This is a genomic window from Segatella maculosa DSM 19339 = JCM 15638, assembly GCF_000382385.1.
GTDB classification, from domain to species: Bacteria; Bacteroidota; Bacteroidia; order Bacteroidales; family Bacteroidaceae; genus Prevotella; species Prevotella maculosa.
The window spans coordinates 194,875-216,177 of record NZ_KB908321.1 but is presented as its reverse complement, the minus strand read 5'-3'; the positions used below and the strand labels follow the sequence as shown (position 1 = coordinate 216,177).

Sequence of the window (21,303 nt, the reverse complement as noted above, 5' to 3'; positions counted from 1 at the left end):
AATACAGCGATTTCTGATGAAAAACATGCGTTTCTGAACAGAAATCGCTGTATTCTGAAAAAAAATCGGAGCCTCCCCCCGCCCCTCCAAAGGAGGGGAGCAGAAATCGGAGCAAATTTGCTTGCGTACAGTTCGTGCACCCCTCCTTTGGAGGGGCTGGGGGAGGCTCCCCTATTTTCTGATTAAAAACCACAATTTCCAAGTGGAAATTGTGGTTGGCTGCAAAAAAACTAAAATTTATCTTGGCCCTCAGTCTGCGGCCGGCACGTGTTTACACTTTCCGCTGAACTCCGTGAAATCCACGCGGATAATATTGACGCGATGGAAGGATTTCTCGGAATATTTCGCGCCCAACTCTTTGAAATCGGGAGAAAGCTTATCGACGAGCCGCAGCAGTGCAGCCATCCGTTCGCCCGACGTCAGCCGGGCATTCGCCACGCCCTTCAACAACACGCTTTCATACTCCGTCGTAAATTTTCCCGGCAGGAGCTTCACGTCACCGATGATGCAGAAGCTCACGTGCGGATTTTTCTCCAACGCTTCCAATTTGTGACCGACGGGCGCACAATGAATGTAAATCGAGTCCTCGCCGTCCCAGACATAGTTCACGGGAACGCCGTAAGCCGTTCCGTCCACGTCCACCATGCTCAGCACGCCATACTCGGCCGTCGCGAGCAGTTCAATGGCGCGCGCTTCGTCCATCAGCCGGTCGCGGCGACGAACTTTTTCGTTCACATATCGCATTTTCATCATTTCTACCTTTCGTTTATCGGCAAATATGCCTTTTGGTCTAAAATGGTCTTGTAAGCCGGGCGGATAATTCGCCTCCCGTCGAAGTTCAGCTCTTCAATGCGGTGCGCCGTCCAGCCAACGATGCGCGCCATGGCGAATATCGGCGTGAAAATCTCCTTCGGCAGTCCGACCATCTCGTAAATAAATCCGCTGTAGAAATCGAGGTTGGCGCATATCGGTTTGTCGGTCTTTCTGAACGCCGTGACGCATTTTATGCTCTCCTCCTCGAGCCGACAGAGGAATTCATACTCATCGCTGCGCTTCTTCTCGCGCGCCAGCTCGCCCGCCAGCCGTTTCAGCTCGACAGCCCGCGGGTCGCTCATCGTGTAGACAGCGTGTCCGATGCCGTAGATGAGTCCGGTCTTGTCATAGGCTTTTCTGTTGAGCATTCGCGTCAGATAAGTATCTATCTCGTCAGTGTTCTTCCAATCCTTGATTTGCTCTTTCAAATGATGGAACATGTTGACGACCTTGATGTTCGCCCCGCCGTGCAACGGTCCTTTCAGCGAACCGATGCCGGCCGCAATGCTCGAATAGGTGTCCGTGCGCGTGGAAGAGGTGACGCGCACGGTGAACGTCGAGTTGTTTCCGCCGCCGTGCTCCGCTTGCGTGACCAACAGCAGGTCGAGCGTGCGTGCGTCCAGCTCGGTGTAGTGCTCGCGCTTCAGCATGTAGAGGAAATTCTCTGCGATTCCGAGATTCTCGCGCGGGTGGCGTATGTGTAGACTGCGTCCTTGCACGCTGTGGCGGTAGATGTTATACGCATAGGCGATGATGGTTGGAAACTTCGCAATCAGTTCGATACTCTGGCGCATCAGGTTGTCGCGGCTGATGTCGTCGGGATTATGGTCGAACGTATACATCTCGAGCACGCAGCGCGCCAGAATGTTCATGATGTCGGAGCCCTCCAAATCGATGATGTGCACAATCGTGCGATGGTCCAGCGGCATATTGTCGTTCAGCAGTTCTCTGAACGCGGCAAGTTCTTCCTTGTCGGGAAGTCCGCCCGAAAGCAATAAGAAAGCCGTCTCCTCGAAACCGAAACGCTTTTCTTTCAGCAAAGGCGTGACGAGATCGTCCAACTCGTAGCCACGATAGTACAGACGACCGGGGCACGGGCGCAGTTTCCCGTCGGTATCACGGTCGTAGCCCACCACATTGCCGATGTTCGTCAGGCCCACCAGCACGCCCGACCCGTCTTCGTTGCGTAGGCCGCGCTTGACACCATATTCTTGAAAAGCCTCGACAGGTATTTTCCCAGAGTTCTTCACCTCGTCGGATAACTTGTAAATCAAATATTCCTTCCTCATGTCTTTTTGGTTTAGCGGTTATTCTTACTGTAGTTCAAAGCACTTCCGGCCTTGAACCATTCTATCTGTAGTTCATTGTAGGTGTGGTTGGCCTTGAAACGGTCCACGGTTCCGTCGGCATGACGCAAGGTTATGACGAACTGTTCGTTCGGTGCAAAGTGTTCCAACCCGAGTACCGAGACCTTGTCGTCTTCCTGCACTTTATCATAGTCGGCCTTATCGGCAAACGTCAAGGCCAACATGCCCTGCTTCTTCAGATTGGTTTCGTGAATGCGGGCAAAGCTCTTTGCCAACACCACCTTTACATTCAGATAGCGCGGCTCCATGGCTGCATGTTCCCTGCTCGATCCCTCGCCGTAATTCTCTTCGGCCACAACAACCGAACCGATGCCGTGCGCTTTGTAATCTTTTGCCACAGTCGATACTTTCTTATACGTTGCGTCCAATTGGTCTTTCACATAGTCCGTCTCACCGTTGAACGTATTCACAGCCCCCATCAGCAGGTTATCCGAGATGTTCTGCAAATGCCCTCGGTATTTCAGCCACGGTCCCGCCATGGAGATATGATCGGTTGTGCATTTGCCCTGCACCTTGATCAGCACGGGCATATCTTCAAGTGCCTTTCCATTCCAAGCCTCAAAGGGTTCCAACTTCTGAAGCCTCTCTGACGACGGATCGATTGCAACTTCTATATCTTGCTGTCCTTCGGCCGGAGCGATAAAACCTTTGTCTCCTACCGCAAATCCTTTCGGAGGAAAAGTAAGCCCCGAAGGTTCGTCCAAGAAGACAGTGTTGCCGTCGCGGTCAAGTAGTCCGTCTGTAGCCGGGTTGAAGTCCAACCGCCCGGCTATGGCCAACGCAACCGTCAGTTCGGGACTCCCGATGAATGCATACGTATTCGGATTTCCATCGGCACGGCGACGAAAGTTCCTGTTGAACGAAGTCACGATGGCATTCTTACGTTGATTATCGTCTGTGTGGCGGTTCCATTGCCCGATACACGGTCCGCAGGCATTGGCCATGACTGTGGCTCCGACCTTTTCAAAGTCGGAAAGAATGCTGTCACGCTCTGCCGTATAACGAATTTGCTCCGAACCGGGATTGACAATCAGTTCGGCTTTCACGGGAATGTTCTTCTCTATCGCTTGCTGCACGACGCTTGCTGCACGCGACATGTCCTGATAGCTTGAGTTGGTGCAACTGCCTATCAGTCCCACTTCCACTTTCATGGGATAGTCATTGGCCGGACCTTTTGCTTTCATCTGTGAAATGGGAGTCGCCGCGTCCGGTGTAAACGGACCATTCAGATGGGGCTCTATCTTGGAGAGGTCCACTTCAAGCACCTCATCATAATATTTTTCCGGGTCGGCATACACTACTGCGTCTGCAGAAAGATGACGGGCGTTTCTCCGTGCCATGGCCGCAATCTCTTCACGCCCCGTCTTGCACAGATATTCATCCGTGTTGTCATCATAAGGGAACAACGAACAAGTCGCACCAAGCTCTGCCCCCATATTACAGATGGTAGCTTTCCCCGTCGTCGAAACGGACTTCGCACCCTCCCCGAAGTATTCAAGGATGGCATTCGTACCACCTTTCACGGTCAACAGGCCGAGAATATGCAGGATAACGTCCTTCGGGCTGGCCCAACCCGATAGCTTCCCTGTCAGCCGTACGCCTATCAATCGCGGCATCTTCAGTTCCCAAGGCTGACCGGTCAACACATCGACAGCATCGGCACCGCCAACGCCGACGGCCACCATGCCCATGCCGCCCGCATTGGGCGTATGCGAATCCGTGCCCACCATCATACCGCCCGGAAAAGCATAGTTCTCGAGCACGACCTGATGGATGATACCGGCACCGGGGCCCCAAAAACCAATATGATATTTCCGAGACACCGATTTCAGAAAGTCATACACCTCCCGGTTGCTGCTGCGCGCCTTCGAAAGGTCGTGTCCGGCACCAAGCTCGGCCATGATCAGATGGTCGCAATGCACCGAAGCCGGAACGGCCACCTGCTCCTTGCCGGCATTCATAAACTGCAAGAGTGCCATCTGTGCCGTCGCATCTTGCATGGCAACACGGTCGGGACGAAAGTTCACATAATCCACTCCGCGCCTGTAAGGCTTTAGCTCCACGGCATCATACAAATGGGCATACAACACCTTCTCCGCATAGGTAAGCGGGCGTTTCATCACTTCTTTCACCCGCTCCACCCGCTCCGAATACGAAGCATAGAAACTGTGCAACATGTCATTATCCGGTATATTCATCTTGTCCACTCTTTTTTAATTTGTGTGCAAATATACAAAATTTCAAATAAAATGAAACATAACCTATTGAATATTTATCATTTTGAAACAACATTCCTGTAAAAAATAAACATTAATTGCATAATCATGTATCGTTATGCCTTATACTGTCTTAGTTTCAGTCAATATCACGAGCTAATACCAGCCATATTAGCGCGTAAAATGACTGAAATTGGGTCATAAAATGACTGAGATTAGCACACAATATGGCTGAAATAAAAAACAAGGTGGATTTAATGGTAATTCAGAGCCACCATTTTTGTAATCCTAATCAAATCAAAGCCTATTTTCTGTTTTTTATAGCTGCGAGACATTCTATGTCGGATTTTTTATCTACATTTGCGGTATGAAAAAGCAAAAGCATACAAGAGAAGAGAAATTGCAGGCCTTCGGTCGTCTGCTCGACATACAGGATCGGCTCAGAAGCGAATGTCCTTGGGACCGGAAACAGACGAATGAGAGCCTGCGCCCTTATACGATAGAAGAGGTGTTCGAGCTTTGTGATGCCCTGATGGAGGGTAATCACAAGGAAATCTGCAAGGAGCTGGGCGATGTCATGGAGCATGTTGTTTTCTATGCCATGCTGGGAGAGGAGAACGGAGACTTTGACATAGCCGACGTATGCAATGCGCAGAGCGACAAATTGATGTTCAGGCACGACTTCATCGACTGGAATGCAAACGGAGATTGGACGGTCAGCAATCCCGACCTGATGATCGACGAGCAGGGACAGGTGGTCTACAAAGGAGAGGAAAGCATCGGGAATACTCCCAAACCAACTACGGCTGCAGAGGTTTCAACGACATGGGAACAGCGTAAGCAGCAGGAAAAGGACGGGAATGAGACCATTCTCTCGGGTGTTCCAAAGTCGCTCCCCTCGCTGATCAAGGCTTACCGTATTCAAGACAAGGCCATGAACGTGGGCTTTGATTGGAAGCATAAAGAAGACGTCTGGGCCAAGGTCCATGAAGAACTGAGCGAATTGGAAGCTGAATTCAGGAATGCCGATAGGGACAAAGCTACCTCTGAATTGGGCGATTTCCTTTTCAGCGTCATCAATGCGGCCCGTCTATACCATCTGAATCCGGACAATGCGCTGGAACGAACCAACCAGAAGTTTATCCATCGTTTTAATTATGTGGAGCAAATGATTAGAAATCAGCATAAGGACATGAAGAACGTGTCATTAGAAGAGATGGACTGCCTATGGGAAGAAGCTAAAAAGTTAGAAAAAGAATAAAAGATAAAGTATGAAAAAGTTATTTTACATCACGTTTGTTTTTGTGGTTGCAATGCTTTTCGTTGCATGTAACAGGAAATCCGGCTCGTCGAAAACCGAAGCTAACGATAGTTTAGAAAACGTGGCAGAGCTTGATACGACGGTGTATGGTGTATGCGGTGAAAACACTTCGATGCACCATATCGAACTCATTACCGACTTGGGCGACACGCTTCAATATACGGTGATGGACGATGGCCCCGACGCAGCGACCATCTTGGGTGGTTTGCTCTCCGGCGACCGTTTGGCTGTCATCGGGTATGAAGCAGACGGCGAACGAGTTGCCCGTCGTGTAGTCAACCTGACAACCTTGCTTGGAAAATGGACCAGCCTTGATAAGAACTTTGAAATATTGGAAGGAGGACTGGTAAAGAATAATGTAAAGGCGGAGACCAATCCGTGGACGGCGTGGAAGATTTGTAATGGAAAGTTGTTGCTGAACAAAGACACTTTCATGATTGATAATCTGGGAGCAGACTCGCTTTATTTGGAAAACAAAGAAGGTATTTTCGTCTATAAGAGAGTGAAGTAAGCGCATTCATTGGCAAAAAAACTTCCCTGATTGCCAAAGGCTGGTAAAGCAACAATATGGGACCATTCAGAATTCATATCCTTGGTTGCGGGTCTGCATTGCCGACCCTCAATCATTACGCGTCTTCTCAAATTGTTGAAATCAGGGAAAAACTCTTTATGATCGACTGTGGTGAAGGGACGCAAATGCAACTTCGACGCAGCAAGATACGGTTCACAAAGTTGCGGGCCGTGTTCATTTCCCATCTGCACGGCGACCATTGTTTCGGATTAATCGGAATGATCAGCACCTTTGGTATGCTGGGGCGCACGGCTCCTCTTCATGTATATGCTCCCGAAGCTTTCGAACCTATTTTGCAGGGTCAGCTGGATTTCTTTTGCAAAGGATTGGAGTTCAAAATCGAGTTCCACGCTGTCGACACATTGAAAAATGATGTTATTTACGAAGACCAAAGTCTAACCATCGAGACCATTCCTCTTGAGCACCGTATTCCCACATGTGGATTTTTGTTTAGGGAAAAACCGCGACCAAGACATATCAACCGAGAGATGACAGATTGCTACGAGGTGCCCCTCTGCCAATTAAACAACATACGAAACGGTATGGATTGGACGACCCCGGAAGGTATCGTAATTGCAAATGAAAGACTTACGACCCCCGCCGACCCGCCAAGAGCTTATGCGTATTGCAGCGACACGCGTTATATTCCTACGCTCCATGAACTTGTGGCTGGCGTTGATACGCTTTATCATGAAAGCACTTATGCGGAAGACAATCTATCCCGTGCCCGATTATATTGGCATTCGACGGCACGTCAGGCGGCAACCGTGGCTCGCGACGCTCACGTCGGGAAATTATTGTTGGGACATTTCAGTGCACGCTATGAAGATGAAACATGCATTCTTGATGAGGCAAAGCAAGTATTCGAAAATAGTTGGCTAACAAATGAGGGGCTTGTGTTTGATGTCTGAAAGCGTATGAAATCGCAATTCAGATTAAAAAGAAAGGCAAATTCCATACAATAATGATTGTTAATTATGCTTCAATTCACATTAAAGTATGTATATTTGTAAACCGAATGATTGAAAACTTGTAGTAATATAATTGCCTATGACGAATTTTCTACTCAATATCGTGTTCTTTATGACCGCGTTTATGGCCTCCCCCATAGCGTCATACGCTGTCGGCAATAGCGGGATTGCAGAAAAGGAAGAAGCCCGTGAGGCCGAAATCATTGTCGACCATCACTCACTGCGTGTCACCGGAGCCTCCGGCAAGGTACTTTACATTTACGATGTGACGGGCATCTGCGTCATGACGCTCCGCATAGACAACAACGATAAGCGTTTCGAATTGAATTTAGCGAAGGGTTGCTATATTGTAAAGGTAGGCAAAGTGGTCAGAAAGATTTATGTGAATTGATTTTTTCCAGATAAAGCGGGCTACGCTGAACAGAAAAGCTTTACCCTCCCTTCTTATCACGCGATAAGAATGTTTATGAATTCTCCCCTAAATGCGTTGTCTTGAAATACAATGAAAAAGAAATCTTAGCAGAACTGAAGAACGAGGCGAAAAGAAGCCGTGCTTTTGGAATGCTGGTCAAGCATTATAGGGAGTTACTTTATTGGAAGATACGCCATATTGTTATCAATCACGAGGACGCAAACGACGTATTACAAAACACATTCATAAGCATATGGAATAAAATCGACGGGTTTCAGCACAGGTCTCAGCTCTCCACGTGGATTTATCGCATTGCCATCAATGAAAGTCTGGATTTTCTGAGGTCGAAAAAGAATTCTCCCGGTCCTTATGATGGTGTACTGTCACGCACGCTGCTTGCCGATGCGTATTTTGACGGTGACGAAGCACAGGCTCTTCTACAGGAAGCCATTGCAATATTGCCGGAGGTTCAACGAGTTGTATTCAATCTCCACTATTTTGATGAAATGAAGTATCGCGAAATCAGCCAAATCCTACGCACAAGCGAGGGTGCCTTAAAGGCAAGCTATCATTTGGCGGTGATGAAGATTTCTGCATATTTAAAGCGCCATGATTAAACGCTCATACGTGAATTTCGTCAGAATATGGAAAAAGAAAGAAATATGAGATATGGAAATAGATGAAGAAATACTTCTAACGAAATCCGGAAAGAAAAATCCATTCACTGTTCCAGACGGCTATTTTGAGCATTTCACGAGCCAGCTGATGGATTCCCTACCCAATCCGAAGGAGAAGAAAATCCTTTCTCCTGCTCCCAAACACAATTTCTACATATATTGCGCTGCGGCTGCAGCCTGTATCGTCGTCTTTGTGGCTTTGTTCTGTGTTTCTTTTTTCAAGGAGAACAGGCCGATTGCCAATTCTGCGGCGGTATTAAAGGAGCACCACGACGCTGAAGACAGAACATTTGACCGGATTGCAGATTACACAATGATGGACAACGAAGATATTTATGCATCAGTTGCAGACCATTGAACACATGATGATGATGAGACGGATTTTCTTTTCCCTTTTCTCTGTGCTTTTGATATTGCTACCAACAGCAGCAGGAGTTCCGAACAATAGAACATCAAAGTTCGATCCGGCCGCCTTCGAAGCAGCGATGGAACAATATGTATCAACGGCTGCCGGATTAAGCCCGGCAGAAGCCGGCAGGTTTTTCCCGCTCTACCGAGAGTTACACCGCAAGATGCGGGGATATTTCATGGAGAAAAGCATGTATCGCCATACGGATACGAACGACGACGAAGCCTCATGCAAGGCGATAAAACGCTTAGACGAAATCGATTTGAAGATGAAAGAACTCCAACAGCATTACCATGAAGCGTTCATGAAAGTGCTTCCGGCCGGCAAGGTGTTGAAGATTATAAAGGCAGAGAGCCGCTTTCACCGTCAATTCTTCAAGAAATCGCTGGAAGGAGCGAAGGAGTAAGACATGCAGAGATATTTCATCTATTTCGCTTACGACGGCACGGCCTATCATGGCTGGCAAATACAGCCCAACGGCATATCGGTACAAGAAGTCCTTCAGGACGCACTGTCGAAAATTCTGCGTCGAAAAACAGAGGTCGTCGGAGCAGGCCGGACCGATACCGGCGTACATGCACGCTTGATGGTGGCGCATTTCGACCACCCGGAAGCCATCGACGGCCCACAACTGACCTATCGGCTCAACCGGCTTCTGCCATCTGATATCAGTATCAGTAAAGTCGTGGCCGTAGAAGAAACGATGCACGCCCGCTTTTCGGCAAAATGGCGCACTTACCGATATTACGTCCACACCCGCAAGGCTCCTTTTCTACGTCACTACTCCTACGAGACCCCCTACGCGCTCGACTACGAGCTCATGGCAAAAGGAGCCGAACGGATAACGCACCATGAGGATTTCGCAGCATTCTGCAAGAGCGGTGCCGACAACAAGACCACGCTGTGCACCGTCCGAGCATGCAAATGGGTGCAGACTTCCGGCCATTCTTGGTATTTTGAAATCACGGCCAACCGCTTCCTGCGCAATATGGTTCGTGCAACGGTAGGCACCCTGTTTCTTTTGGGCCGCCACAAAATCTCCCTTACCGATTTAGAACGAATCCTCGACGAAGGCAACCGCAGTCACGCCGGCGAGAGCATGCCACCCCACGCGCTGTTCCTTGAGGATATTGAATATTGAGCCTATGTGGTTGTTTTTAGCATTCCTCTCGGCGACACTGCTGGGGTTTTACGATTCTTTCAAGAAGAAAGCCCTTTCCAATAACGCCGTCCTACCGGTTTTGTTCTTGAACACGCTGTTTTCTTCTTTGATATTCCTGCCATTCATCATCTTGTCTTCCGCCGGATATCTTTCAGCCCACAGTATGTTCCACGTACCGCAATGCGGTTGGCTGGTCCATCGATACATTCTCCTGAAAAGCCTGATCGTTCTGTCAAGCTGGATTTTCGGCTACTTTGCCATGAAACATCTACCGTTGACGATTGTCGGCCCCATCAATGCCACCCGGCCCGTCATGGTCCTTGTCGGTGCCCTGCTGGTATTCGGCGAAAGACTGAATATATGGCAATGGACAGGCGTCACGCTTGCCGTCGTTTCATTCATGCTGTTGAGCAAGAGCGGCAAGCGAGAAGGCATTGACTTCAAGCACAACAAATGGGTCTATTTTCTCGTGTTGGCCGCCTTGTTGGGTGCCGTGAGCGGGCTGTATGACAAGTATCTCATGGCGGGCACGGCAGACGGCGGCGCAGGACTGAACCGCATGGTCGTCCAAAGTTGGTACAACATCTATCAGATGGCCATGATGGGCGTCATGCTGCTTTTGTTATGGTGGCCCACGCGCCGACGCACCACGCCTTTCCATTGGGATTGGGCCGTGATCCTGATTTCATTGTTCCTGAGCTCGGCCGACTTCGTGTATTTCTATGCCTTGAGCCTGCCGGGCGCCATGATTTCCATTGTGAGCATGATACGGCGTGGCAGCGTCGTCGTGAGCTTCCTCTTTGGCGCCGTCTTCTTTCACGAGAAGAACCTCCGCGCCAAAGCACTCGACCTGGCCCTCATCCTGCTCGGCATGATTTTCCTCTATATCGGGTCGAAATAAAAGAAGCCCACCCCTAACCCCTATCCGAAAGCCCACCCCCTCCCCCTCCCAAAGGGGAAGCCTCCCCCAGCCCCTCCAAAGGAGGGGAGGCCGAGCTTGCGGGCTAATGATGAACAATACATAATAAACAAAAATAGGCCTTGTGAACTAAAGTGTTCGCAAGGTCTATTTGCATTTTACTCCCCTCCCTCTTCGGGGAGGGGCTGGGGGAGAGGCTTCATTCTCCCCTCCCTTCGGGAGGGGCCGGGGGTAGGTGTCTGGGGAGGGGCCGGGGGTGGGCTTTCGGGTTATCTTTTTGTAAATTATTTTCAATTCCCATCTTTCCCTTTTCGGCCTCGGAAAAGGGTTGAAAAATCGCCTCTGCAACTTATTGATAATCAGGCTATTAGGAGGGCAAAAATTCCCTTATAAGAGAATTTAAATTCGCTTATAAGACAATTTAAATTCTCTTATAAGGGAATTTTGATTTTCTTATAGGAAAATTCCAAAAGAATGCGTAGCAAATTCAAAAAGACTACAAAATTGTAAAGTTTTTTGCCCACCCCCAACCCCTCCCGAGGGAGGGGAGGAAACCTCACCCCCCGGCCCCCTCTCCGAAGGAGAGGGGGAGTTGCGAGCTTGCGGGCTATAAAGAATAAAAGATAAAAATAGGCCTTGTGAACTAATGTGTTCGCAAGGTCTATTTGCATTCTTCTACTCCCTCCCTTCGGGAGGGCCGGGGTGGGTATTTGGAGGGGCCGGGGGGAGGCTTTCGGGGTGTGTATTAAAACGGGGAGGGCAACACAGACAAGCAAGTTAATCATAAAATGGATTTTGATTTTGATTAAATGCTGATAAGTTGTGCGCCCTCCCTCCAAGAGGCTTCCCGCTGGAAGACCTCCTAAAATCTGGGAGCCCCAGGGAGCCTCCCCCAACCCCTCCGAAGGAGGGGAGTGCAAACAGCGTGCAAACTAATTCCTCGCAAGCTTGGTCTCCCCTCCCTTGGGAGGGGTTGGGGGTGGGCTTTCGGAGAGGCTGCTCCCCCTCTCCCCTTCGGAGAGGGGGCTGGGGGGTGAGGTCTCTCTTAGTTCCCGGGCTTCTCGTCCGCCGCATTCACGATATCCTCCTGCGGTGCGAAGTTGAGGAGGGTTGGCGTGAGCGTGTCGCGCATCGTGGTGCTCTTGGTGAACTGCACGTTCGCCCGCTTGATGAGCTGTGCGCCCTTCTTCTTCGCCTCGGCTGCCGTGGCCACACCTTCGGACTTGATGGTGAGACGGAACGAGCCGAGGTCGCCCAAGCGCACCGTGTTGCCGCTCTCCAGCGCGTCGATTACCTCGGTCTGCAGGGCATCGAGCACGGCCTTCACGTCGGCGCTCGACACGGTTGACCGCTTCTCGATGCGCTTCACGATTTGCGGCAGCGTCACCGGCGTGCTCGGCGCAATCTGCGGGTAAAACTTCTTTTTCTCGTCCTTCTTCTGCGGATTCTTCTTCGCTTGAATGATGTATTTAATCATAGCTCTAAAAAATTAAATGGTTTATAAAATAATTGATGATATATCAGGCTCCGCACATGGCGGAAGCCTGTTTCTTTTTTGGGGGGATACTTATTCGAACGCCTGTGCATTACACCCATAGCTACAATGCCTGATATCTACTGCAACCTTATCTTCAGTGAAGATAAGTAAGTATGCCTTTTCCTTCTCATTAGCGACGGGGAATTTACTCGAACTCCAATAGAAACCTTTATAATTAAAGACAGTCCAAGTCCAAAGCCCTATTCCTCTGGCTTTTAGCTCGCAGTATCCCTGCACGGGGAGGAAAAAATAGTCTGTGGTATTAGGAGGTGCGGGAGTTGTTTTGGGGTTGACGTCCGCCGGCCAGTTGGGAAAAGGATATGTCTTGGTGCGATAGTCTGTAGGGTTGTCTTTCGGGAAACCGCTTTTCATCTGTGCTTCGGTAATTCCCTCGTCGGCCATGATCTTTGCTTTTTTCTTCAGCCAAATCCCTTTAGATCTCCATAGACTGTAGTCTTTACCAATATAAACATTTCCGAACATATCCCAATGCGCATCGCCCTTGTAGACATACCAACACATCTCGTTTGCATTGGGAAGTGTCTTGAACAGCTCGGTCTGCGCATCGTTCTCAATGCCCTCGCCCGGAAAACTTTCGTTGTACCACCGAACATCGGTATTGTCTCTGGGAGCATTATTTATAGTATACAACATATGACTGAAACCTATTCTTGCCTCCGACTCGTGCCCATAAATATAATTCTGCTTGGCATCCCACATGTAATATCTTGTTAGGTCGGCATCGTTGATGAATGGGATCTCTTTCGTCAGGTCGGCAGTGATGTCATAGATGGAATTCTTGTCGAGCGTCTGATCAAGAACTTCTTGCTCGACAGTGGTGGTTACGTAGCTTCTTGAGTCTGTGATGATATATTCTATCTTGAAGTCATAGCGGCCGGGGCGGACGATTAAATAAGTGGCGTTCTGCTCTTGCTTGGTAGCTCTGTCAAGTCGGACGTTGAGAGTCACATTAATGTAGTTTTGACCAAAGGGACTGCCAGAGCTGCTCGTGATGTTCTCGCCATCGAAGCCGCAATAATCACTCATATAGCTTCCCGGGTCGTCATAGTTCTTGGTTACCGTAATCTTGATGTTTCGGAGAAATAGAACGCCAGATGATGCCTTAGGGGCTCTGGGCAGGAAGCACAGGTAGGCGGGCTTATGCTCAAGGGTGAAGTTGAACTTACGCGGGTTGCCCGTACTGCGTGCCACGCCCGAGCCACAGTCGCCCCATTCGCCGGCCTTACTGAAGTCGTTGGCCCTGGTGCGGCTTTGCTCTTTTGGAATGCTCACGGCATTGGCATTGAGCGTACCGCCATAGTAGGCCTTGGTGCCCGTATAGCGCACCTCGCAACCATCGGCATAGTCTGTCTTGTTGCCGGGCAGGGTGAACTCTGCGCTGGCTCCGCCATCGTGCAGTTCGATAGCCGTGCTCTTGGCCCAAGTGCCGTCTTGTTTCTTCACCCAGATAAAGTCGTCGCTTGTCCAATAAGCTTCGGCCCCGTTGCCGGGCGTGTGCTTGATACTCGTGCGTGTCTTAGCACCGGCAAACTCTTCTTCACCGTCTATCGACAACCGCTTTGCCAAAGTCTTCGGCCCATTGGCAGCAAAGATGACGCCGCCTTTCGGTGTTTTATTCTTCTCCTTATCCTTCTGCGCCATATTTTCACTGGTGCAGGCTACAAATAGTGCTGCCATTATGAGCAGCATACTTGCTCGTATCAATCTTTTCATCTTCATTTTCATTTGTTTTATAATTATTAAGAGCCTCCCCCCAGCCCCTCCAAAGGAGGGGAGCCCAAGTCTTCGGGCAGTTTGCTCTCCCCTCCTTCGGAGGTTTCTGTCCCCCGGTGGGGGAACCGAAGGGGGGCTAAAGACTATTGAACGGGGGAGGCTACTCCCTCCCTTTGGGAGGGCCGGGGTGGGTGTTGGTTGTTATTACTTACTCCTCCCACGCATTATAGCTTGGGTAATCACTCCCCTCTCCCTTCGGAGAGGGGTTGGGGGTGAGGCTTTCGGGTGAGGCTTCTTCCCACTCTTCATCACTTCCACGCTTTGCATTACCAATTGTTCCGCCTTGCCCGATATGCTTGTGCTGACCACTCACAGCTTGCAAGAGATTGTCTTCCTGCATCGGATAAACCATAATCTCGGGCGTTGTGTATGCCCGCTTCTTACACTCCATTTTCTTCATATTTATTGTTGTTATCTTGATTTGTGCCGTTTGCATGTAGGGACGCACGGCTCGTACGTCCGCTCCAATGGTATGTCCACCCGTCCATTTGCTCCACGATGAACGGACGCACGAGCCGTGCGTCCCTACAACGTGTTGCGGTTTGCTTGAATGGACGTCTACTTGTTCCCTTATTTCGTTCATTTTTTGCTCGCAAAAGGACACGAATATGCGAACAAAGGGAACTCCGGTAGGCCCTTTGTTTATTAGTGTTGCACGCGCTTCGCGCGCGCGTACGTGAAGACGTTTAAACGCCAGGTGCGCTAAGTGTGTGTGTGTGTGTTAGCAAATTATTTGGACCAGCCAAATAATAAGCGTTAAAAGATGCAGAGAAATCAAAGTTTCTTTGCATCGGCTTCACACCTTTATATATATGATTACTTTCTATCATCGCGTGCAAAGGTAAGGCAAAATTTCGGAACAAGCAAACTTTTCCTCAACTTTTGAGCATTGAACTTTGAAGTTTGAAGTTTGAACTTTATGATTAGCCCGCAAGCTCGCACTCCCTCCCTTTGGGAGGGTTGGGGTGGGTTTCTCCCCTCCTTTGGAGGGGTCGGGGGAGGCCTCTCCTCCCTCCCTTTGGGAGGGCCGGGGTGGGTGTTAGGCCCACATATAGGCGACGACGAATTCAGGTGTTATTTCATAGCAAACGACATGCAGGCTGTCGTCTTTCAGATTACGGGCATGACGCTTCGAAGGGGCAAAGTCTGCGGGCGAAATCTTCATTTCCAAGTATTGAAGATTTTGAGACGAGCAGAATTTATAGAGTGTTTCCTTTTCGCACCAATTAATCAATTGGTCAATGACGCTTGGGGCATCTTCATCGGGACGCATGAATTTGTCTGCAATCCTGCTGACACGATTGCTAATATATTCTATATCGACTGCAACTTCGCTCGTCCGAGAAAGTATCATGGCGGCATACCCTTTGGTGTGGCTAACACTGATGTTCCAACCTTCGACCATAGGCTTTCCGGCAGCATTGTGAGCAAGCTTTAAATGGCAGCCCGTCATTTCCCACAACAAGGAATAGACAGCTAATTTCTCTAATCGTCGTGCCTCACTGTGACAAATTGCAATTTCTTGCTGATAGAGCAGAGAAAGAGCGGGCGAAGATGAGATAAAAGTTTCCACACTTTCTTCTATCTTCCAAATGCCCAAGCGGACATCTGCTGAAACATTTTTGACAGACAACAGCGGCACCGTGCGTCAGGCTTTTGAATGTATGGTTACCTTCACCCTGCTGATGCGCCGCTCTTCGATAGAGAGAATCTCAAACGTAAAGTTCTTATAGTCTATCTTTTCATGCGCACTCGGAAAGTCACCTTTCAGTTCCAACAACAAACCGGCCAAGGAGTCGGCGTCGCCCTCGACCTCTTCGAATTCGCTGTCGTCGATATTCAGTATCTTGCAGAAGTCCGTCAACAGAACTTTCCCTTCAAAAAGATAAGTGTTATAGTTTAACTTGGAATAAACCTTCTCTTCCTCGTCATATTCATCATTGATTTCACCGACGATTTCTTCCAAGATGTCTTCCAATGTCACCAATCCGCTGGTGCCTCCATATTCGTCGACTACGATAGCAATGTGCACTTTGTTCTCTTGGAACTCTCGCAACAAATCGTCGATTTTCTTCGTTTCAGGTACAAAATAAGGCGGACGAATCAAACTCTGCCAACGAAAACCGGCTGGTTTAGACAAATGAGGAAGCAAATCTTTGATATAAAGGATGCCACGAATATTGTCGGTGTTATCTTGATAGACCGGAATACGGCTGTAATTGTTCTCGACAACACATTTCAACACATCAGAAAAGCTACTCAGGATATCCAAATTTACAATATCTTGACGTGAAGTCATCACCTCTTTTGCCGTTTCGTCACCAAAGCGTATGATGCCTTGGAGCATACTCTGCTCGTCTTTGATGTCTTCTTTATCAGTCAATTCAAGTGCTTGTTCAAGGTCGTCAACGCTCAACTGTCGGTTCTTTTTCTGCATCACCTTTTCGGCAAAACCTCCACTCTTGATCAATATGGTTTCCAAAGGCCAGAACAGTTTGCGCAGAAAAAGAATGCCACCGACAGAGAAACGGCAGAACTTCAACGCATTCTGGCGACTGTAGACCTTGGGCATAATCTCGCCGAAAAGCAAAAGCAGAAAAGTGAGTAACACCGTAAGGCTCACAAATTCAAGCCAGACAGCCTTGGGTCCGAAATGAATAATGGAGGCAAACACGAGATTACACAGCATGATAATGGTCACATTGACAAAGTTATTTGTGATCAGAATCGTGGCAAGCGTGCGTTCGCTATCATCGCGAAGAAGAACTATCCCACGGTCTTTTGCATGATGCTCCGGATCAAGTTCCGAAAGGTCTGTGGGCGAAAGACTGAAAAAGGCAATTTCTGAGGCACTGGCAAAGCCTGACATCGCTAATAATACGATTGCCAAGACAGATGATAGGACAACTCCAACCGAAGGTGATTGGAATGACACATCAGAAAGAGCTTCGAAGAAAGAGGTTATATCCAAGAGTAAAAGAATTTTCTACTTAAAAAGGTAAGGCCGAATTGTCTTCCGGAGCTGTTGTCGCTTCCTGACTATTGTCTTGTGGCTGTGCTTGACTCGCCAGCGACACGGTATCCTTATCGTTGGCCACTGGTTTAGGAGTAAGCAACTCCATGTTCTCCGCCAAAATCTCAGTTACATAGCGACGCTGCCCCTTCTGATCATCATAGCTGCGATAGCGAATACGTCCTTCAATATAGAGTTTATCGCCCTTATGAACATATTTCTCCACGATTTTAGCCAGTCCTCTCCATACCGTTATCGTATGCCAATCGGTATGTTCGGGCACTTTGGTCCCATTCTGAAGCGTATAGCCACGCTCCGTTGTTGCCAAAGGAAATTGTGCAACGGCTTGGTCTTGGTCGTAATAGCGAACATCGGGTTCCTTTCCGACATTTCCTATAAGCATCACTTTGTTCATAATGCAAGACAGATATTATATGATAAAAGCATCAGAATATCCACTTCTACTTCCACATTCCAAGATACTTGAAATGAAAATTCTTACCTTTTGCGGAAGGAAACTGAGAACGTCCGTCTACGCGACTACGTAAATAATCGACAATGCGCGCATAACAATCCTGTCCTGAGTTTGCTTTGCATTGAGCGACGAAATGCGTATCACGATATTCATGCTTTCCCGTAGCGGGAATCATCACTACACGTTTGAAATCAAGTGCGCCTTCATACCAACCCGGCTGCATTTCTGTGAGTCGGGTCATGACAGATGCTGCCAAATCATGCTTTTCAATGACAGGAGACATCTGTCGGACGGCCTTTTTCTCTTTGAAATCTTCCATTGTCGCAGCCGTGGTTTTTATAATAATAAAGTAAACACGTTGGCGGACCTTATAACGCTTCGGATAGCACACGTCGCTGGCAACATAATCACGAATATCTGCTTCCAAATCAGGATTTAACCCGATTTCGGGAATAGAACTTAAAAAATCAAGTGCTTCTTCTACATCAGAAACTAATGTCTCGCGATCAAAATATCTCAAATATAAATTCATTGGCTTGTATGTTTCCCTTAGAAAAAGAGCGGAAAACGGGACTCGAACCCGCGACCCCGACCTTGGCAAGGTCGTGCTCTACCAACTGAGCTATTTCCGCAAAAGGAATAAAAATCACTTATTGTGTGAAGAGGAGGAGACTCGAACTCCCACGTCACAATTGACACTACCCCCTCAAAGTAGCGCGTCTACCAATTCCGCCACCTCTCCAAACACATAAACCACTCTGAATAAAGGTGCCCAGAACAGGACTCGAACCTGCACGTTGTGAAACACACGCACCTGAAACGTGCGCGTCTACCAATTCCGCCACCTGGGCAAGCAAAGAAGATGACTCTTCTTTATGAATTATTCAGAATGTTGAGCGGAAAACGGGACTCGAACCCGCGACCCCGACCTTGGCAAGGTCGTGCTCTACCAACTGAGCTATTTCCGCAATTTCCTTTGCAAGAAGCACTTCTCTAAATGCGGTTGCAAAGGTAAGTCTTTTTTTTAAAACCGCAAACTTTTGTGAACTTTTTTTTATGAAAAGCTTTTTTTTCTGTCAATCCATTCTGCTTTTATAATCGTTATAATCATATTCACGCAGGATTTCAAGTGTGCCATCCGACTTGGCCAATGCGATGGCAGGATGAGAAACACCATTAAACATATTTGTCTTGACCGTTGTGTAGTGCAACATATCTTCAAAAATAATGTTTTCTCCTATCCGCAATGCATGATTAAACTCCCAATATCCCATATAATCACCACTCAAGCATGAGTTTCCTCCCAACCTATATATATAAGGTGAATGTTTATCGTCGGCAATACGATGTTTCCCACCCCTGACAACAGGTGTATAGGGCATCTCCAGACAGTCAGGCATGTGACAAGTGAAGCTAACATTCAGAATGGCCGTCTTGATTTCATGGTCTTCAACCACGTCAACTACCTGACAAACCAGCGGTCCAGTCTGCCAAGCAAAGGCACTTCCCGGTTCCAAAATGACTTTCAACCATGGATAACGGGCATGAAAGCCTCTAAGCGTGTCTATCAATAGCGTTATATCATAGTCGTCACGAGTCATTAAATGCCCACCTCCGAAGTTTATCCATTTCAGCTGTGTGAACCAACGCGCAAACTTGCCTTCTATATGCTGCAATGTGCGTTTAAAGACAGCTGCACCACTCTCACAATGACAATGACAATGAAAGCCGTCTATATCGACTGGCAATTGTTCGGACAGCCGATTTGCACTGACACCAAACCTCGTTCCCGGCGCACATGGATTATAAAGCTCGGTCTCAACTTCCGAGTATTCAGGATTAATACGCAGTCCAAAGCTTATTTTTGGATTAGACTTGCGAGCACGCTCATGGTAACGTTCATATTGCGTGAGCGAATTGAACTGCAAATGGCTTGAGCAACGCGCAATCTCGTCAATTTCATAATCGGTATAAGCAGGTGAGAACGTGTGGGCTTTACTCCCGAATTCCTCGTATGCCAACCGAGCTTCGGCAAGCGAACTGGCTGTCGTTGCATGAATATACTCCCGAAAAATGGGAAATGTCTTCCAAAGCGCATACGCCTTAAAAGCCAATATGATCTCGACATCGGCCTTACGTGCCACATCTGCTATCAAGCGAAGGTTACGACGCAGACGCGCTTCCTCAAGAATATACATCGGTCGATTGACAGTAGAGAAAGTATCAAGATTCAGTTTCATGAATAATAAAAATCAAAATTATGATACAAAGGTAACTTTTTACCATGATATAATTGTTCTTTTGGCAGATTTTTCATACATTTGCAAGTGGAAAAATGAGATATGATGAAGCAGATGTCCATCATAAATCCACAACAACAGAATAATTTCACAAGGAGAAAAGAAACATATTCAATAATAAACACGAATGGAAATAAGTGAAAAGAATTCTTTTTTGATTTTCTCGGGTACGAACACGCGATACCTTGCAGAAAAGATTTGCGCCAGTCTGAATTGTCCTTTGGGAAATTTGGTTGTGACCAAATTCTCCGATGGCGAATTTGCCGTGTCTTATGAGGAGTCAATTCGCGGGCGTGATGTCTTTCTTGTACAAAGTACGTTCCCGAATTCTGACAACCTCATGGAACTGTTGCTGATGATTGATGCCGCCAAACGCGCGTCGGCACGAAACATCATAGCTGTTATTCCCTACTTTGGTTGGGCCAGACAAGACCGTAAAGACAAGCCAAGGGTAAGCATCGGTGCCAAACTCGTTGCCGATTTGTTGAGTGTTGCCGGCATTAATCGCCTCATAACGATGGACCTCCACGCCGATCAAATACAAGGATTCTTCGATGTTCCAGTCGATCATCTATATGCATCAGGTGTTCTCTTGCCTTATTTACAGAGCCTACATCTAAAAGATCTCGTCATAGCATCGCCCGATGTCGGCGGCTCAAAACGCGCCAACACGTATGCAAAATACCTTGGTTGTCCACTTGTGCTCTGCAATAAGACCCGTGCCCGTGCCAATGTCGTAGCCAGCATGCAGATTATTGGCGATGTAAAAGACAAGAATGTAGTGATTATTGACGACATGGTCGACACCGCAGGCACCATTACCAAGGCGGCAGATATCATGAAAGAGGCCGGTGCAAAGACCATTCGAGCCTGCGCCTCGCATTGTGTCATGAGCGGACCAGCCTCTGAACGCGTGCAAGAGTCGGCCCTCGAGGAAATCATCTTTACCGACTCTATCCCCTACTCTCACCGCAGTGCAAAGGTAAAACAACTCTCTGTTGCCGATATGTTTGCTGAAACTATCCGCCGCGTAGTTGACAACGAGAGCATCTCTTCACAATATCTTGTGTAAACATACAAGTCGGTCGAATGCCCACGCGCAGAGACCGACTTACAATATCATTCATATTGCAGCGCAATCTCAGCCATTTTATCGCGTAATCTCAGCTATTTTACACGCTAATAGGACTGAGATTGCGTTGCAATATAGCTGAAATCGGGAAGTGACATGAGTGAAATAAACGCGCCATCTGATTTAATTGTCAAAAACAGGACGTGAGTATTGCCGAACCATTACGAAACAAAAGGCCGCTTCCAAACCCAAAGATACATGAAAATTATAATTG

21 protein-coding genes and 4 tRNA genes are annotated in these 21,303 nt (G+C 48.1%); 10 read left to right on the top strand and 15 right to left on the bottom strand.

The window, feature by feature from the left end; translation table 11 throughout:
* Positions 1–249: 249 nt before the first annotated feature.
* Genes H164_RS0104555 through H164_RS0104545 form a run of 3 tightly spaced genes read right to left on the bottom strand, consistent with a single transcriptional unit; the run spans position 250 to position 4,378 of the window.
* Complete coding sequence (locus H164_RS0104555; protein ID WP_025829990.1) at positions 250–744, bottom strand: pyridoxamine 5'-phosphate oxidase family protein; 495 nt, start codon at positions 742–744, stop codon at positions 250–252.
* 11 nt (positions 745–755) lie between these two features.
* Positions 756–2,102 carry a citrate/2-methylcitrate synthase gene (locus tag H164_RS0104550; RefSeq protein ID WP_019967522.1) on the bottom strand — a complete coding sequence of 449 codons (1,347 nt, stop codon included), beginning with the start codon at positions 2,100–2,102 and terminating at the stop codon, positions 756–758.
* An 11-nt stretch (positions 2,103–2,113) separates the two neighbouring features.
* Positions 2,114–4,378 (bottom strand): aconitate hydratase, encoded by a 2,265-nt coding sequence (locus H164_RS0104545; RefSeq protein WP_019967521.1) that lies wholly within the window; start codon positions 4,376–4,378, stop codon positions 2,114–2,116.
* 385 nt (positions 4,379–4,763) lie between these two features.
* On the opposite strand from H164_RS0104545, the gene mazG reads away from it, so the two are divergent.
* From mazG to H164_RS0104500, 9 genes are all read left to right on the top strand, one after another.
* A complete protein-coding gene (mazG, locus tag H164_RS0104540) occupies positions 4,764–5,657 on the top strand; it encodes a nucleoside triphosphate pyrophosphohydrolase (protein WP_019967520.1) in 894 nt (297 codons plus the stop codon).
* A gap of 10 nt (positions 5,658–5,667) precedes the next feature.
* Positions 5,668–6,228 (top strand): lipocalin-like domain-containing protein, encoded by a 561-nt coding sequence (locus tag H164_RS0104535; RefSeq protein WP_025829988.1) that lies wholly within the window; start codon positions 5,668–5,670, stop codon positions 6,226–6,228.
* A gap of 56 nt (positions 6,229–6,284) precedes the next feature.
* Positions 6,285–7,199: a ribonuclease Z gene (locus H164_RS0104530; RefSeq protein ID WP_025829987.1), complete on the top strand. Its 915-nt coding sequence runs from the start codon at positions 6,285–6,287 to the stop codon at positions 7,197–7,199.
* A 139-nt stretch (positions 7,200–7,338) separates the two neighbouring features.
* Complete coding sequence (locus H164_RS0104525; protein ID WP_019967517.1) at positions 7,339–7,650, top strand: hypothetical protein; 312 nt, start codon at positions 7,339–7,341, stop codon at positions 7,648–7,650.
* 101 nt (positions 7,651–7,751) lie between these two features.
* Positions 7,752–8,288 (top strand): RNA polymerase sigma factor, encoded by a 537-nt coding sequence (locus H164_RS0104520; RefSeq protein WP_019967516.1) that lies wholly within the window; start codon positions 7,752–7,754, stop codon positions 8,286–8,288.
* Positions 8,289–8,340: 52 nt separating this feature from the next.
* Entirely contained in the window at positions 8,341–8,706 is a 366-nt protein-coding gene (locus tag H164_RS0104515) for a hypothetical protein (protein WP_019967515.1), read from the top strand.
* Positions 8,684–9,163, top strand: coding sequence for a hypothetical protein (locus tag H164_RS0104510; protein ID WP_008566430.1), 480 nt, complete (start codon positions 8,684–8,686; stop codon positions 9,161–9,163). Before H164_RS0104515 ends, H164_RS0104510 begins: the two co-directional genes overlap by 23 nt.
* Positions 9,164–9,166: 3 nt before the next feature.
* The gene (truA, locus tag H164_RS0104505) at positions 9,167–9,898 is read left to right on the top strand and encodes a tRNA pseudouridine(38-40) synthase TruA (RefSeq protein ID WP_019967514.1); all 732 of its coding nucleotides are present in this window, start codon (positions 9,167–9,169) and stop codon (positions 9,896–9,898) included.
* 4 nt (positions 9,899–9,902) lie between these two features.
* Positions 9,903–10,820 (top strand): DMT family transporter, encoded by a 918-nt coding sequence (locus tag H164_RS0104500; RefSeq protein WP_026356238.1) that lies wholly within the window; start codon positions 9,903–9,905, stop codon positions 10,818–10,820.
* 1,063 nt (positions 10,821–11,883) lie between these two features.
* Here H164_RS0104500 and H164_RS0104490 read toward each other — a convergent pair.
* The 12 genes from H164_RS0104490 to nspC all read right to left on the bottom strand — a co-directional run bounded on the left by H164_RS0104490 (position 11,884) and on the right by nspC (position 19,897).
* Positions 11,884–12,315, bottom strand: coding sequence for an HU family DNA-binding protein (locus H164_RS0104490; RefSeq protein ID WP_008565245.1), 432 nt, complete (start codon positions 12,313–12,315; stop codon positions 11,884–11,886).
* Between the two features lie 90 nt (positions 12,316–12,405).
* Positions 12,406–14,109 (bottom strand): hypothetical protein, encoded by a 1,704-nt coding sequence (locus tag H164_RS14395; RefSeq protein ID WP_036872933.1) that lies wholly within the window; start codon positions 14,107–14,109, stop codon positions 12,406–12,408.
* Positions 14,110–14,317: 208 nt separating this feature from the next.
* Positions 14,318–14,752, bottom strand: a complete 435-nt coding sequence (locus tag H164_RS15865; protein ID WP_019967509.1) for a hypothetical protein — start codon at positions 14,750–14,752, stop codon at positions 14,318–14,320.
* A 456-nt stretch (positions 14,753–15,208) separates the two neighbouring features.
* On the bottom strand, positions 15,209–15,811 hold the full coding sequence (locus tag H164_RS0104475) for a 4'-phosphopantetheinyl transferase family protein (RefSeq protein ID WP_025830098.1): 603 nt from the start codon (positions 15,809–15,811) through the stop codon (positions 15,209–15,211).
* Between the two features lie 6 nt (positions 15,812–15,817).
* Positions 15,818–17,140, bottom strand: coding sequence for a gliding motility-associated protein GldE (gene gldE, locus H164_RS0104470; RefSeq protein WP_026356236.1), 1,323 nt, complete (start codon positions 17,138–17,140; stop codon positions 15,818–15,820).
* 19 nt (positions 17,141–17,159) lie between these two features.
* On the bottom strand, positions 17,160–17,597 hold the full coding sequence (locus H164_RS0104465; RefSeq protein ID WP_019967506.1) for a single-stranded DNA-binding protein: 438 nt from the start codon (positions 17,595–17,597) through the stop codon (positions 17,160–17,162).
* A gap of 46 nt (positions 17,598–17,643) precedes the next feature.
* Entirely contained in the window at positions 17,644–18,189 is a 546-nt protein-coding gene (locus tag H164_RS0104460) for a hypothetical protein (protein ID WP_008566568.1), read from the bottom strand.
* 27 nt (positions 18,190–18,216) lie between these two features.
* Positions 18,217–18,289: transfer RNA gene (locus tag H164_RS0104455), tRNA-Gly, on the bottom strand.
* 26 nt (positions 18,290–18,315) lie between these two features.
* Positions 18,316–18,399: transfer RNA gene (locus H164_RS0104450), tRNA-Leu, on the bottom strand.
* A 27-nt stretch (positions 18,400–18,426) separates the two neighbouring features.
* Positions 18,427–18,508: transfer RNA gene (locus H164_RS0104445), tRNA-Leu, on the bottom strand.
* 44 nt (positions 18,509–18,552) lie between these two features.
* A tRNA-Gly gene (locus H164_RS0104440) sits at positions 18,553–18,625 on the bottom strand.
* Between the two features lie 108 nt (positions 18,626–18,733).
* Positions 18,734–19,897 carry a carboxynorspermidine decarboxylase gene (gene nspC / locus H164_RS0104435; RefSeq protein WP_019967505.1) on the bottom strand — a complete coding sequence of 388 codons (1,164 nt, stop codon included), beginning with the start codon at positions 19,895–19,897 and terminating at the stop codon, positions 18,734–18,736.
* 193 nt (positions 19,898–20,090) lie between these two features.
* Between nspC and H164_RS0104430 the strand changes: the two genes are divergently transcribed.
* Positions 20,091–21,029 (top strand): ribose-phosphate pyrophosphokinase, encoded by a 939-nt coding sequence (locus H164_RS0104430; RefSeq protein WP_025830096.1) that lies wholly within the window; start codon positions 20,091–20,093, stop codon positions 21,027–21,029.
* Positions 21,030–21,303 lie beyond the last annotated feature (274 nt).

Excerpts from the sequence above, each read along its gene's own strand:
- H164_RS0104460 (WP_008566568.1), bottom strand. The coding sequence starts at position 18,189 with ATGAATTTATATTTGAGATATTTTGATCGCGAGACATTAGTTTCTGAT.
- mazG (WP_019967520.1), top strand. The coding sequence starts at position 4,764 with ATGAAAAAGCAAAAGCATACAAGAGAAGAGAAATTGCAGGCCTTCGGT.
- H164_RS0104515 (WP_019967515.1), top strand. The coding sequence starts at position 8,341 with ATGGAAATAGATGAAGAAATACTTCTAACGAAATCCGGAAAGAAAAAT.
- H164_RS0104530 (WP_025829987.1), top strand. The coding sequence starts at position 6,285 with ATGGGACCATTCAGAATTCATATCCTTGGTTGCGGGTCTGCATTGCCG.
- H164_RS0104545 (WP_019967521.1), bottom strand. The coding sequence starts at position 4,378 with ATGAATATACCGGATAATGACATGTTGCACAGTTTCTATGCTTCGTAT.
- H164_RS0104510 (WP_008566430.1), top strand. The coding sequence starts at position 8,684 with ATGCATCAGTTGCAGACCATTGAACACATGATGATGATGAGACGGATT.
- H164_RS0104465 (WP_019967506.1), bottom strand. The coding sequence starts at position 17,597 with ATGAACAAAGTGATGCTTATAGGAAATGTCGGAAAGGAACCCGATGTT.
- H164_RS0104490 (WP_008565245.1), bottom strand. The coding sequence starts at position 12,315 with ATGATTAAATACATCATTCAAGCGAAGAAGAATCCGCAGAAGAAGGAC.
- H164_RS0104535 (WP_025829988.1), top strand. The coding sequence starts at position 5,668 with ATGAAAAAGTTATTTTACATCACGTTTGTTTTTGTGGTTGCAATGCTT.
- H164_RS0104555 (WP_025829990.1), bottom strand. The coding sequence starts at position 744 with ATGCGATATGTGAACGAAAAAGTTCGTCGCCGCGACCGGCTGATGGAC.
- H164_RS15865 (WP_019967509.1), bottom strand. The coding sequence starts at position 14,752 with ATGAACGAAATAAGGGAACAAGTAGACGTCCATTCAAGCAAACCGCAA.
- H164_RS0104500 (WP_026356238.1), top strand. The coding sequence starts at position 9,903 with ATGTGGTTGTTTTTAGCATTCCTCTCGGCGACACTGCTGGGGTTTTAC.
- H164_RS0104550 (WP_019967522.1), bottom strand. The coding sequence starts at position 2,102 with ATGAGGAAGGAATATTTGATTTACAAGTTATCCGACGAGGTGAAGAAC.
- H164_RS14395 (WP_036872933.1), bottom strand. The coding sequence starts at position 14,109 with ATGAAAAGATTGATACGAGCAAGTATGCTGCTCATAATGGCAGCACTA.
- H164_RS0104525 (WP_019967517.1), top strand. The coding sequence starts at position 7,339 with ATGACGAATTTTCTACTCAATATCGTGTTCTTTATGACCGCGTTTATG.
- nspC (WP_019967505.1), bottom strand. The coding sequence starts at position 19,897 with ATGAAACTGAATCTTGATACTTTCTCTACTGTCAATCGACCGATGTAT.
- truA (WP_019967514.1), top strand. The coding sequence starts at position 9,167 with ATGCAGAGATATTTCATCTATTTCGCTTACGACGGCACGGCCTATCAT.